The sequence below is a fragment of the Geodermatophilus sp. FMUSA9-8 genome (assembly GCF_037034165.1).
In the GTDB taxonomy this organism is placed as follows: Bacteria; Actinomycetota; Actinomycetes; order Mycobacteriales; family Geodermatophilaceae; genus Geodermatophilus; species Geodermatophilus nigrescens.
The window spans coordinates 270,963-282,853 of the sequence record NZ_JBAGKE010000006.1 but is presented as its reverse complement, the minus strand read 5'-3'; the positions used below and the strand labels follow the sequence as shown (position 1 = coordinate 282,853).

12 protein-coding genes are annotated in these 11,891 nt (G+C 74.8%); 3 read left to right on the top strand and 9 right to left on the bottom strand.

Features of this window, described 5'->3' with window-relative positions; all coding sequences use genetic code 11:
- The first annotated feature begins 73 nt into the window (after window positions 1–73).
- Window positions 74–1,489, top strand: a complete 1,416-nt coding sequence (locus WA616_RS14820) for an L-lactate MFS transporter (protein ID WP_073421082.1) — start codon at window positions 74–76, stop codon at window positions 1,487–1,489.
- The gene (locus WA616_RS14815) at window positions 1,486–1,644 is read left to right on the top strand and encodes an MFS transporter small subunit (RefSeq protein WP_175562888.1); all 159 of its coding nucleotides are present in this window, start codon (window positions 1,486–1,488) and stop codon (window positions 1,642–1,644) included. The genes WA616_RS14820 and WA616_RS14815 overlap by 4 nt, the downstream gene beginning before the upstream one ends.
- Here WA616_RS14815 and WA616_RS14810 read toward each other — a convergent pair.
- The 9 genes from WA616_RS14810 to purB all read right to left on the bottom strand — a co-directional run bounded on the left by WA616_RS14810 (window position 1,634) and on the right by purB (window position 10,342).
- Window positions 1,634–2,533 (bottom strand): ATP-grasp domain-containing protein, encoded by a 900-nt coding sequence (locus tag WA616_RS14810; protein WP_336030954.1) that lies wholly within the window; start codon window positions 2,531–2,533, stop codon window positions 1,634–1,636. The two genes, WA616_RS14815 and WA616_RS14810, sit on opposite strands and share 11 nt — an antisense overlap.
- 83 nt (window positions 2,534–2,616) lie before the next feature.
- Window positions 2,617–3,003: a sterol carrier family protein gene (locus WA616_RS14805; RefSeq protein ID WP_336030952.1), complete on the bottom strand. Its 387-nt coding sequence runs from the start codon at window positions 3,001–3,003 to the stop codon at window positions 2,617–2,619.
- The gene (gene purL / locus WA616_RS14800) at window positions 3,003–5,348 is read right to left on the bottom strand and encodes a phosphoribosylformylglycinamidine synthase subunit PurL (RefSeq protein ID WP_336030950.1); all 2,346 of its coding nucleotides are present in this window, start codon (window positions 5,346–5,348) and stop codon (window positions 3,003–3,005) included. The genes WA616_RS14805 and purL overlap by 1 nt, the downstream gene beginning before the upstream one ends.
- On the bottom strand, window positions 5,345–6,016 hold the full coding sequence (gene purQ / locus WA616_RS14795) for a phosphoribosylformylglycinamidine synthase subunit PurQ (protein ID WP_336030948.1): 672 nt from the start codon (window positions 6,014–6,016) through the stop codon (window positions 5,345–5,347). The genes purL and purQ overlap by 4 nt, the downstream gene beginning before the upstream one ends.
- A gap of 11 nt (window positions 6,017–6,027) precedes the next feature.
- A complete protein-coding gene (purS, locus tag WA616_RS14790) occupies window positions 6,028–6,267 on the bottom strand; it encodes a phosphoribosylformylglycinamidine synthase subunit PurS (protein WP_073421075.1) in 240 nt (79 codons plus the stop codon).
- Window positions 6,268–6,412: 145 nt separating this feature from the next.
- Window positions 6,413–7,291 (bottom strand): DUF559 domain-containing protein, encoded by an 879-nt coding sequence (locus WA616_RS14785; RefSeq protein WP_336030946.1) that lies wholly within the window; start codon window positions 7,289–7,291, stop codon window positions 6,413–6,415.
- 143 nt (window positions 7,292–7,434) lie between these two features.
- Entirely contained in the window at window positions 7,435–8,175 is a 741-nt protein-coding gene (locus tag WA616_RS14780; RefSeq protein WP_336030944.1) for an alpha/beta fold hydrolase, read from the bottom strand.
- Complete coding sequence (locus WA616_RS14775; RefSeq protein ID WP_336030941.1) at window positions 8,175–9,038, bottom strand: phosphoribosylaminoimidazolesuccinocarboxamide synthase; 864 nt, start codon at window positions 9,036–9,038, stop codon at window positions 8,175–8,177. The genes WA616_RS14780 and WA616_RS14775 overlap by 1 nt, the downstream gene beginning before the upstream one ends.
- Complete coding sequence (gene purB, locus WA616_RS14770; protein ID WP_336030939.1) at window positions 9,035–10,342, bottom strand: adenylosuccinate lyase; 1,308 nt, start codon at window positions 10,340–10,342, stop codon at window positions 9,035–9,037. The genes WA616_RS14775 and purB overlap by 4 nt, the downstream gene beginning before the upstream one ends.
- A gap of 102 nt (window positions 10,343–10,444) precedes the next feature.
- Here purB and WA616_RS14765 point away from each other — a divergent pair, with 102 nt between their 5' ends.
- The gene (locus WA616_RS14765; protein WP_336030937.1) at window positions 10,445–11,875 is read left to right on the top strand and encodes an AI-2E family transporter; all 1,431 of its coding nucleotides are present in this window, start codon (window positions 10,445–10,447) and stop codon (window positions 11,873–11,875) included.
- Window positions 11,876–11,891 lie beyond the last annotated feature (16 nt).

The following is an 11,891-nucleotide window of genomic DNA, read 5'->3' as shown; positions in this document are numbered from 1 at the left end:
GGAGGGGGACGTAGCGTTCGTCACTGTTTTCCTGCCAACAGGGCCGCCCGGCCCCGCCGAGCGGAGGTCCCCCGTGGCGCTACCCGGCTTCCTGCGGCGCGAGCGCATCGTCGCCCGCCCCGGATTCAACCGGTGGCTCATCCCGCCCGCGGCGCTGGCGGTGCACCTGTGCATCGGCCAGGCGTACGCCACCAGCGTCTACAAGAACGCCCTGGTCGACCACTTCGCGGTCTCGCAGACGGCGATCGGCATCGTCTTCTCGATCGCCATCGTGATGCTCGGCCTGTCGGCCGCGCTGTTCGGCACGTGGGTGGACAGGAACGGCCCCCGCGCCGCGATGTTCACCTCGGCGTGCTTCTGGGTGTCCGGCTTCCTGGTCGGCGGCCTGGGCATCGAGACCGGCCAGCTGTGGCTGCTGTACCTCGGCTACGGCGTGCTCGGCGGCATCGGCCTGGGCATCGGCTACATCTCGCCGGTGTCCACGCTGATCAAGTGGTTCCCCGACCGGCCGGGCCTGGCCACCGGCATGGCGATCATGGGCTTCGGCGGTGGCGCGCTCATCGCCTCGCCGCTGTCCCGCCAGCTGATGAGCTGGTACGACCCCAGCTACGACGGCACGGCCGGCACGGTGCCCAACGGCGAGGCCGTCGCGGCGCTCTTCTTCACCTTCGCCGCGCTCTACCTGGTCTTCATGATGTTCGGCGCCTTCATCGTGCGGGTGCCGGCCGAGGGCTGGAAGCCCGACGGCTTCGACCCCTCGACGGTCAAGCAGAAGGCGCTCGTCACCACCGAGAGCGTCTCGGCGCGCAACGCCGTCAAGACCCCGCAGTTCTGGCTGCTGTGGACCGTGCTGTTCTGCAACGTCACCGCGGGCATCGGGATCCTCGAGCAGGCCAGCCCGATGATCCAGGACTTCTTCCGCGACGGGGACACCTCCACGGTCGCCGCCACGGCGGCCGCGGGCTTCGTCGGCGTCCTGTCGCTGTTCAACATGGCCGGCCGGTTCGTCTGGTCCTCGACGTCGGACTACATCGGCCGCAAGCCGATCTACATGGTCTACCTGGGCGTCGGCCTGGTGCTCTACATCGCCCTGGCGACCATCGGCAGCAGCGCCACCTGGCTGTTCGTGCTGCTCGCCGCGGTGATCATCTCGTTCTACGGCGGCGGGTTCGCCACCATCCCGGCCTACCTGCGCGACCTGTTCGGCACCTACCAGGTGGGCGCCATCCACGGCCGGCTGCTCACCGCGTGGGCGGCGGCCGGTGTCGCCGGCCCGCTGATCGTCAACAGCGTGCTCGACACCCAGGGTGAGCCGGGCAGCCTGGTCGCGGCCAACTACCGGCCGGCGCTGTTCATCATGGTCGGCCTGCTCGCCGTCGGGTTCGTGGCGAACCTGCTGGTGCGGCCGGTCGACAGCAAGTGGCACGAGCCGCACCGCGACGCCTCCGGCGCCGCCACCCCGACCCCGGAACGGAGCGCCGTCCGATGAGCACGTCGATCTCGAAGGAGCAGTCGGCCGACGGGCAGCGGCCGGTGCACACCCCGACCGGGCTGATCGCCTTCGCGTGGACGCTGGTCGGCGTGCCGCTGGCCTACGGCCTGTACCAGACGGTCAAGACGGCGCTCACCCTCTTCACCGGCTGAGCCGCTCCTCCCTCCCCGCGCGCAGCTGGCCGAGCACGTGCTCGGCCAGCTGCGCGCGGGCGTGCAGGGCCGCCGACGCGAGGAATAGGAAGCAGTCGGTGACCTCTAGCTCGAGCAGGACGGGGCCGGCGTCCCCCGGGATGACGTCGACGCGCGCGTAGGACAGCGCACCGCGGCCGCCGGGCACCGCGTCGAGGGCGGCCCGGGCCACCGCCAGCTGGGCGGTGTCCGGCTCGACCGGCCGCACCGTGCCGAGCACGTCGGCGACCACGACCGGGCGGCGCACCCCCGCGCCGGCGAGCAGCGGCTCCCGGCGGACGGCGTGGGAGAACTCGCCCGCCAGGAACACCATGCTGGTCTCACCGGCGGTGTCGATGCCGGGCAGGTAGGGCTGCACCATCACCGTCCGGCCCTGCGCGTGCAGCGCCGCGACGAGGGCCGTCGCGTCCGGGTCGGCCAGCCTCCCGAAGCGCCCGGTGTCGGCGGCGCTGCCGCTGACGGCGGGCTTCACGACGACGTCCCCGGCGCCCGCGTGGCCCGCCGCCGTCTGCCCCGGCTCCAGGAAGACCGTGGGGACGGTCGGCACCCCGGCGCCCGCCAGGTCGCGCAGGTAGCGCTTGTCGGTGTTCCAGGCCAGCACCCCCGCCGGGTTGACCGTCGGCGGGCAGGCGCGGGCCCAGGACACGAAGGCGTCCCGGCGGAGCGGGTAGTCCCAGGTGCTGCGCACCAGCACCCCGTCGAACGCCGCCCAGTCGACGTCGGGGTCGTCCCACACGGCGGGGACGGCGTCGGCCCCCGCGGCGTCCAGGGCGGCCAGGAGCAGCGGCCCGTCCTCGTCGAGCTGCGGCGCCGTCCGGCACGTCGCCACCGCCACCCGCATCCGCGCCATGCCGTCCTCCCGGGACTCGACCGGCCGGGAGGCTACGGGTGGGGTCCGACAGGCCGGCCCGGCCCCGGAGGGCCTTCGTAGCGCTACTGGCCCCTCAGGGGGCGCAGGGGCAGGTGCTCGGAGAGGTCGGCGCGGTTGCCGCTCGCGCTGACCGACCCGGCGGCCACCGCCTCGGCCCAGCTCAGCTCGCCGGTCGCCAGCCGCAGCCACGTGGCGGCGTCGGTCTCCACGACGTTCGGCGGCGTCCCCCGGGTGTGCCGCGGCCCCGGGACCAGCTGGACGGCGACGTGCGGCGGCACCCGCAGCTCCACCGAGCGCCCGGGCATTTGCTGGGCGAGCCAGCGGGTGCTCGTCTTCACCGCCGCGCCGAGCACCGACCGCGCCGGCTGCCCGGCCTCCCCCGCCAGCCACGGGCGCACCGCATCGACGGCGGCCCGCAGCTCGTCGGCGGGGATCGGCTGCGCGGGCATCAGCTCGTCGGGACGGTCCCCGCCGGGACGCTGCCCACGGTCGCCTCGGGGGTGCCGAACAGGGCCGGGAGGGTCGCCGTCCAGGCCGCGCGCAGCTCGTCCAGCGGCAGCGCGGCGATCCCCTCGACGGCGAGCGTGTCGCCGCCGGTGGTGCCGAGCTCGGTGACGGGGACGCCGGCCCACTCCGCCGTCGTCCGGACGGCCTCGGGGTCGGTCGTGGTGACCACGGCGCGGGCGCCGGACTCGCTGAACAGCGCGGTGAACGGGTCGTCCCCGAGCTGCAGCGTCGCGCCGGTGCCGTACCGGAGCGCCGACTCGGCCAGCGCCTGGGCGAGGCCGCCGTCGGCGAGGTCGTGCGCGGAGGTGACCAGGCCCTCGCGGCCCAGGGCCCCGAGCACCTCGCCGAGGGAGCGCTCGGCCTCGAGGTCGACGGCCGGCGGGCGGCCGCCGAGGTGGCCGTGGACGACCGACGCCCACGCCGAGCCGCCGAACTCCGGCCGCGTCTCGCCGAGCAGCAGCACGGTCTCGCCGGCGGCGCGCCAGCCGGTGGGCACGCGGGTGCGGACGTCGTCGTGCACGCCCAGCACGCCGATGACCGGCGTCGGGTTGATGGCGACGTCGCCGGTCTGGTTGTAGAGGCTCACGTTGCCGCCGGTGACCGGCAGGCCGAGGGTGCGGCAGGCGTCGGCGAGGCCGCGGACGGCCTCGGCGAACTGCCACATCACCTCGGGCTCCTCCGGGGAGCCGAAGTTCAGGCAGTTGGTGACCGCCAGCGGGCGGGCGCCGCTGACGGCGACGTTGCGGTAGGCCTCGGCCAGGTTGAGCTGCGCGCCGGCGTAGGGGTCGAGGCGGGCGAAGCGGGCGTTGCCGTCGAGGGCCAGCGCGATGCCGCGGGAGCTGTCCTCGTCGATGCGGACCACGCCGGCGTCGTCGGGCTGGGCGAGCACGGTGTTGCCGCGCACGTAGCGGTCGTACTGCTCGGTGACCCAGGTCTTGTCGGCGCCGTCGGGGCTGGCGACGACGGCCAGCCAGTGCGCGGTCAGCTCCTCCGCCGTGGCCGGGCGGGGCAGCGCGGCGGCGTCGTCGGCGTGCAGGGCGTCGAGGTCGGCGGGGCGGCGCATCGGCCGCTCGTACACCGGGCCCTCGTGGGCGACGGTCCGCGGCGGGACGTCGACGATGCGCTCGCCGTGCCAGTCGACGGTGAGCCGGTCGCCGGCGGTGACCTCACCGATGACGGTGGCCAGCACGTCCCACCTGCGGCAGACGGCGAGGAAGGCGTCGACCTTGTCCGGCTCGACGATGGCGCACATCCGCTCCTGCGACTCGCTCATGAGGATCTCGGCGGGCGTCAGGGTGCTGTCGCGCAGCGGGACGCGGTCGAGGTCGACGTGCATGCCGCCGGTGCCGGCGCTCGCCAGCTCCGAGGTGGCGCAGGACAGCCCGGCGCCGCCGAGGTCCTGGATCCCGGTGACCAGGTCCTGGGCGAAGATCTCCAGGCAGGCCTCGATGAGCAGCTTCTCGGTGAACGGGTCGCCGACCTGGACGCTCGGCCGCTTGGCCGGGCCCTCGGCGTCGAAGGTCTCCGACGCCAGCACCGACACCCCGCCGATGCCGTCGCCGCCGGTGCGGGCGCCGAACAGGACGACCTTGTTGCCCACGCCCTCGGCCTTGGCCAGCCGCACGTCCTCGTGCTTCATGACGCCGACGCACAGGGCGTTGACCAGCGGGTTGCCCGCGTAGCAGTCGTCGAAGAGCAGCTCGCCGCCGATGTTGGGCAGGCCCAGGCAGTTGCCGTAGCCGCCGACGCCGGCGACGACGCCGGGCAGCACGCGGGCGGTGTCGGGGGCGTCGGCGCGGCCGAACCGCAGCGAGTCCATGACGGCGACCGGGCGGGCGCCCATGGTGAGGATGTCGCGGACGATGCCGCCGACCCCGGTGGCCGCGCCCTGGTACGGCTCGACGTAGCTCGGGTGGTTGTGCGACTCGACCTTGAAGGTGACCGCGTAGCCGTCGCCGACGTCGACGACGCCGGCGTTCTCGCCGATGCCGACGAGCAGGTGCTCGCTGGGCGGCAGGTCGCCGAACTGCCGCAGGTGCACCTTGGAGCTCTTGTAGGAGCAGTGCTCGCTCCACATGACCGAGTACATGGCCAGCTCGGCGGTGGTCGGCCGGCGGCCGAGGATGTCGCGGATGCGGGCGTACTCGTCCGCCTTGAGCCCGAGCTCGGCGAAGGGCTGCTCGACGTCGGGCGTGCCCTCCGCGAGCGGGACGGTGTCGAGCTGGTGCGACAGCGGGCCGGGCCCGGTGTCGAGGTCGGAGAGACCGGCGGTGGCCGACTCGGTCATGCGCTGACGACCGCCTTCAGGACGCTGGTGAAGAAGCCCAGGCCGTCGGTCGAGGGGCCGGTGAGGTCCTCGACGGCGTGCTCCGGGTGGGGCATGAGGCCGACGACGCGGCCGTCCTCGCTGGTGACCCCGGCGATGTCGCGCAGGCTGCCGTTGGGGTTGCCGCCGACGTAGCGCACCGCCACCCGGCCCTCGCCCTCGAGCCGCTCGAGCTCGGCCGGGGCGGCGACGTAGCGGCCCTCCCCGTTCTTGACCGGCACGACGATCGTCTGGCCCTCGCCGTAGCTGCTGGTCCAGGCGGTATTGGCGCGCTCGATGCGCAGCTGCTGGTCGCGGTTGCGGAAGTGCAGGTGGCTGTTGCGGGTGAGCGCGCCCGGCAGCAGGCCCGCCTCGCACAGCACCTGGAAGCCGTTGCAGATGCCGAGGACCGGCATGCCCTGCCGCGCCCGGTCGACGACGTCCTGCATCAGGGGCGCGCGGGCGGCGATGGCGCCGGCGCGCAGGTAGTCGCCGTAGGAGAAGCCACCGGGCAGGACGACGGCGTCGACGTCCCGGAGGTCGTGGTCGGCGTGCCACAGCGCGACCGGCTCGGCGCCGGCCAGGCGCACCGCGCGGGCGGCGTCGACGTCGTCCAGGGAGCCCGGGAAGGTGATGACACCGATGCGCACGGGGGTCCTTCTCAGTCGGTGGGGAGGTGCAGCTCGACGTCCTCGATGACCGGGTTGGCCAGCAGCGTCTCGGCGATCTGCTCGAGGTCGGCGCGGCTGAGGGAGCCCTCGACGTCGAGGACGAAGTGCTTGCCCTGGCGCACGCCGGTCACCTGGGTGTGGCCCAGCCGGCCGAGTGCGCCGAGCACCGCCTGCCCCTGGGGGTCGGAGATCTCCGGCTTGAGGACGACGTCGACGACCACCTGGGGCACGGCTCCCGAGCCTACCGGTCGCCCGGTGGCACCTTCCCGGCCGCCGACCGGACTGCCGGCTCCGCCACGGGGCCCGAGCGCCGAGACGTGCGAACTCGTGGCCGTGACGCCGCCATCGCCACGAGATCGCAGGAGTCGGCGCACGTCAGTCGCCGGACAGCGCCGTGGCCAGCACCTGGAGCACCCGCTCGGGCCGCCCCAGGACGTCGGCGGAGGTGAAGCGGAGCACCGTCCAACCCGCGAGTACCAGCCCGTTCTGCCTGCGGAGGTCGTCGACGAACACCCGCCGCTCCCGGTGGACGTCACCGTCGAACTCGACCAGCACCTTCCGGTCCGGCCAGGCCATGTCGACGCGGCCGACGAAACCTGCGGCGCCGCGCACGACGTGCTGGAGGTCCGGCGCCGGGAGTCCCGCCTCCAGCACCAGCCAGCGCAGCACGGACTCCATGGGCGACCCGGCCCGGTGGTCTGCCACGGCGAGCACCCGGCGGGCCGCGCGGATCCCGCGTACCCCTCGGGCGCCGGCCGCGATGCCCTCGAGCGTCCGCCGCTGGTAGCGGCGGCGCAGCATCTGGTCGGTCACCGCGAGCAGCGCGGCGGGCGGCAGCACCGCGGCGAGGTCGAGCCAGGTGCGTCCCGGGGAGGTCACGGGCACACCGAGCCGTCGCGTGACCTGCTCGTCGGGGAGCGTCGCGCAGTGCACGCGTCGGTCGGCGCGGTGCCGGATACGGGTGCCCGGCGGGACGACGAGGTGGACCCGTCGGTCCTCGCGGACGAGCGGGACCTCCAGCCCCCACAGCCGGGCCGCGGTCAGGTGGCTGAGGACGGCCGACGCCGGCGCTCCCCGGAGCACCGCCTCGACCCGGACCCGGAGGTCCGCCGACGCGGCGCGCGGCAGGTAGGTGTCGCGGGACGAGCGCAGCACGTCCCGGTGTCGCAGGTGCCAGTCGGAGATCCCGATGGCACGTGCGCTCCGGCGGTCGGTCGGCCGGGTGAGGCGCGACGGCACAGGCGGCGTGGGCATCGACGGAGACTGCCGGGGAACGGCTCCGGCCCGCTCGCGCTGTCCACAGGGCCGCCGAGTCATGCGGACTCGTGGCGATCGGCGGCCGATGACCACGAGTGTGTGGGTCTCGGCGTCGACTCGCGCGAGGTGCGGGCCGAGGATCAGCCGTCGAGCAGGGCCAGGACCGCCTCGGGGGTCTCCCAGTGGGCGTTGTGTCCGGCGCCCTCGACCAGCACCGCATCCGGGTCGATGCGCCGCATCGCGTCCAGGCCGACCATCGGGTCGGCCGCGCCGGCTGCCAGGCGCAGCGGCGCCCGGCAGCTCCGCAGGACCGCCTCCACCGAGGGGCCGACGGCGCCGAACGCCCCCGGGTCGAGCGCCGGGGAGAAGCCGCCGTCGACCTCGCGGACCCCGGCGAGCGCCACCTCGGAGGAGGGGTCCACGAAACCGGTCAGCCCGGCGAGGCGCAGGTGCCGCTCGGCGGCCTCGGCCGCGGTTGGGAAGACCTGCGGCGGGCGGCCGGCCACCCGGCGCGCGCCCGCCTCCTCCTCGGCCGTCCAGTCGATCTTCACGCCGACGGCGACCACCCGGCTCACCTCGACGCCGAACCAGCCGGTCCCGAGCACTGCGCCGACCACCCCGCCGAACGAGTGACCGAGCACGGTGACCCGCGACGCCCCGAGCTCGGCGCTCAGCGCCGCGACGTCGGCGGCGTGCTGGCCGTACCCCCAGGGCGGCCCGGCCGGCCCGGCACCGTGACCGCGCAGGTCGGGGGCCACCCAGGGTCGGCCGGCCAGCAGCGGCGTGAGCCGGGACCACACGGACGACGCCGCGCCGAGGCCGTGCAGGAGCACCACCAGGTCCTCGCCGGACCCGCCCTGCCCGGCCTCGCGCGGCGGCATCAGGCGAACCGGCGGCCGGTCAGCTGCTCGTACGCGGCGACGTAGCGCTCGCGGGTGGCGACCACGACGTCGTCGGGCAGCTCCGGAGGCGGCGAGACGCGGTCCCACCCCGACGACGTGAGCCAGTCGCGGACGTACTGCTTGTCGAACGAGGGCTGGGGCGCGCCCGGCGCCCACGACGACGCCGGCCAGAACCGCGACGAGTCGGGCGTGAGCACCTCGTCGCCGAGCACCAGGCCGCCGTCGGCCCCGAGCCCGAACTCGAACTTGGTGTCGGCCAGCACGATCCCCGCCGCCGCGGCGATCTCGGCGCCCCGGCGGTAGAGCGCCAGGGTCAGCTCGCGCAGCTCGGCGGCCCGACCGGCGCCCACCAGCGCCTCCACGCGGGCGAAGTCGATCGCCTCGTCGTGCTCGCCCACCTCGGCCTTGGTCGACGGCGTGAACACCGGCTCCGGCAGCCGCGAGCCCTCGACCAGCCCGGGCGGCAGGGTGACGTCGACGATCGCGCCGGTGCGCTCGTACTCCTTCGTCCCCGAGCCGGACAGGTGGCCGCGGGCCACGCACTCCACGGGGAGCATGTCCAGCCGCCGCACGAGCATCGCCCGCCCGGCCACCGACGCCGGCACGTCGTCGGCCGACACGAGGTGGTGCGAGGCCCCGAACGAGGTCAGCACCGGCGCCAGCTGCTCGAACCACCACACCGACAGTGCGGTGAGCACCCGCCCCTTGTCGGGGATCGGCGTCGGCAGCACGGAGTCGTAGGCCGAGATCCGGTCCGACGCCACGAGCAGCAGCCGGCCGTCGCCGGCGTCGTAGACCTCGCGCACCTTGCCGCGCGCGACGAGGGGCAGGTCGACCGTCACGAGAGCGCGGCCAGCCGGTCGAACAGCGGGCCGAGGTTGCGCACGTAGCCCTCGGGCCGGCAGATCTCGTCCAGCCGCGCCTCGTCGAGGGTCACGCCCGAGGACTCCGCGCGGGACCGGAGGGTGGACCGGAACGGCGTCCCGGAGTTCCACGTCTCCATCGCCGCGCCCTGCACCAGCGCGTAGGCGTCCTCGCGGGACAACCCGGTCTCCACCAGCTCGAGCAGCACCGCGGAGGTGTAGATGAGCCCGCCGGTGAGGTCGAGGTTGGCGCGCATCCGGTCGACGTCGACGACCAGGTCCTCCACCAGGCGGGCGGTGAGGTCCAGCAGGTAGTCGGTGGTGATCGCCGCGTCGGGGAGGAACACCCGCTCGGTGGAGGAGTGCGAGATGTCCCGCTCGTGCCACAGCGGGATGCCCTCCATCACCGGGACGACGGCGGCGCGCACGACCCGCGCAAGCCCGGCGATGCGCTCCGAGCGGATCGGGTTCTTCTTGTGCGGCATCGCGCTCGAGCCCTTCTGGCCGGAGCCGAAGGCCTCCGAGAGCTCGCGCACCTCGGTGCGCTGGCCGTGCCGCACCTCGAGCGCGATCGCCTCGCAGACGGTCGCGATGACCGCCAGCGCCGACACCCACTCGCTGATCGAGTCGCGGAGGACGACCTGGGTGGAGGCGTCGGCCGGCCGCAGGTCCAGCGCCTGCGCGACGGCGACCTCCACCGACGGGTCGATCAGGGAGTACGTGCCGACGGCGCCGGAGATGGCGACGACGCCGACGCGCTCGCGGGCCGCGCGCAGCCGGTCGCGGGAGCGGGCGGCGGCGAAGGCGAGGTCGGCGACCCGGTGCCCCCACACGACCGGCTCGGCGTGCACGCCGTGCGTGCGCCCGACCTTGAGCGTCTCCCGGTGCGCCAGACCGTGGTCCCGCAGCGCGGCCACCAGCCGGTCGGCCTTGGCCAGCAGCACGTCGGTGGCCTCGGTGAGCTGCACGGCGAGCGCGGTGTCGAGCAGGTCCGACGACGTCATGCCGTGGTGCACGTACGCGGCGGCCGAGCGCGGCTCGGTGTTGTCGGCCCACGCGGTGAGGAAGGCGATGACGTCGTGCTGCGTCGTCTCCTCGATCTCCGCGACGCGGGCGGCGGTCGGCGGTGGGGCGTTGCGCACCGGCTCCACGACGTCGGCCGGCACCCGCCCCGCGGCGGCGTGCGCCTCGAGGACGAGGGTCTCCACCCGGCACCAGAGCTCGTACTTGTGCTCGTCGCTCCAGACCCGGCCCATGTCGGGGAGCGTGTAGCGGTCGATCACGCGGGTACCGCCCGCACCCGGTCAGCTCGTCGAGTCACGGGGCCATCCTCCCGCAGGGCTAGCGTGATCGAACACGCCCCCACGGACCCGGGAGGACCGGCGATGCTGCGACAGGCCAACCAGCTGGTCGCCCGGGCACGGGAGCGCATCCGGGCCGCCGGGGAGCGCGACCCGCACGGCTGGCCGGAGCGCGACGACGACCGGGCCATCCTCGTGCGCGACGACGACCCGTACGACGCCGACACCGGGTCCGCCACCTCCTCCCCGGCGGCCGACGGGGAACCCCCGCTGGGCAGCCCGGAGCCCGGCGCACCCGACCTCGACGGCCCCCTCGCTCCCGGCGGCATCAGCGGCCCGCCCGACGGCGGACGCCCGCACCGCGCCGCCGAGCGCGGCCGCCGGCTGCTCGGGCCGGGCCGGGAGACGCCGCACGGCGACGCCACCGTGCCCAGCGGGCTGCGCACGGCGGCCGCCTGGTCGTGGCGGCTCATCGCCGTCCTGGCCGGCGCGTACGTGCTGCTCTACGCCGCGGCGTACGTGGCGGTGGTGATCGTGCCCGTGATGGTGGCGCTGCTGCTCGCGGCGCTGCTGCAGCCGGGCGCGGCCGGGCTCATCAAGCGCGGGTGGCCGCGGTCGCTGGCCGCCCTGGCGATGCTGCTGGTCGGGTTGGCCGTCGTCGCCGGGATCATCACGCTGGTCGTCGAGCGGTTCAGCGCCGGCTTCTCCGACCTCGCCGACCAGGTGAGCCAGGGCCTCGACCAGATCCGCGACTTCGTCGTGGAGACGTTCCCGGTGACCCAGCGGCAGATCGACGACGCCGTGACCTCCGCCCAGGACGCCATCGTGTCCAACCAGGAGACGCTGGCCACCGGCGCGCTGACCACCGCCGCGACGGTCGGCGAGGTGTTCACCGGCATCGTCCTGGCGCTGTTCACGCTGTTCTTCTTCCTCAAGGACGGCCGGTCCATCTGGTTGTGGCTGGTCGGGCTCTTCCCCCGCGACTCGCGCGCCTACCTCGACGAGGCCGCCCGCCGGTCCTGGCGCACGCTGATCTCCTACGTGCGCGCGACCGTGGCGGTCGCCCTGGTCGACGCCGTCGGCATCGGCATCGGGCTGGCGATCCTCGGTGTGCCGCTGGTGATCCCGCTGGCCGCGCTGGTGTTCCTCGGCGCGTTCATCCCGATCATCGGGTCGTTCCTCGCCGGGTCGATCGCGGTGCTGGTGGCGCTGGTCGCCGTCGGCCCGATCAAGGCGCTGATCGCGCTGGCGATCGTCGTGCTGGTCATGCAGCTCGAGGGGCACGTGCTGCAGCCGCTGCTGCTCGGCAAGGCGGTGCACGTGCACCCGCTGGCGGTGGTGCTGGCGATCGCGGCCGGCCTGCTCATCGCCGGGATCTTCGGCGCGCTGATCGCGGTGCCCGTGGTGGCCTGCGCGAACGTGGCGGGCACCTACCTCGCCCGGCGGCACGACGGCCCGCGCCCGCCCGAGCCCCGGCCCGAGCGGGCGAAGCCGGCGGTCGGCGTCCGCGGCTAGGCGTCGCTCCGGGATC

What these genes read in the sequence shown, in the direction of transcription:
- WA616_RS14815 (WP_175562888.1), top strand. Translation starts at nt 1,486, where the DNA reads ATGAGCACGTCGATCTCGAAGGAGCAGTCGGCCGACGGGCAGCGGCCG.
- WA616_RS14810 (WP_336030954.1), bottom strand. Translation starts at nt 2,533, where the DNA reads ATGGCGCGGATGCGGGTGGCGGTGGCGACGTGCCGGACGGCGCCGCAG.
- WA616_RS14805 (WP_336030952.1), bottom strand. Translation starts at nt 3,003, where the DNA reads ATGCCCGCGCAGCCGATCCCCGCCGACGAGCTGCGGGCCGCCGTCGAT.
- purL (WP_336030950.1), bottom strand. Translation starts at nt 5,348, where the DNA reads ATGACCGAGTCGGCCACCGCCGGTCTCTCCGACCTCGACACCGGGCCC.
- WA616_RS14785 (WP_336030946.1), bottom strand. Translation starts at nt 7,291, where the DNA reads ATGCCCACGCCGCCTGTGCCGTCGCGCCTCACCCGGCCGACCGACCGC.
- WA616_RS14780 (WP_336030944.1), bottom strand. Translation starts at nt 8,175, where the DNA reads ATGCCGCCGCGCGAGGCCGGGCAGGGCGGGTCCGGCGAGGACCTGGTG.
- WA616_RS14765 (WP_336030937.1), top strand. Translation starts at nt 10,445, where the DNA reads ATGCTGCGACAGGCCAACCAGCTGGTCGCCCGGGCACGGGAGCGCATC.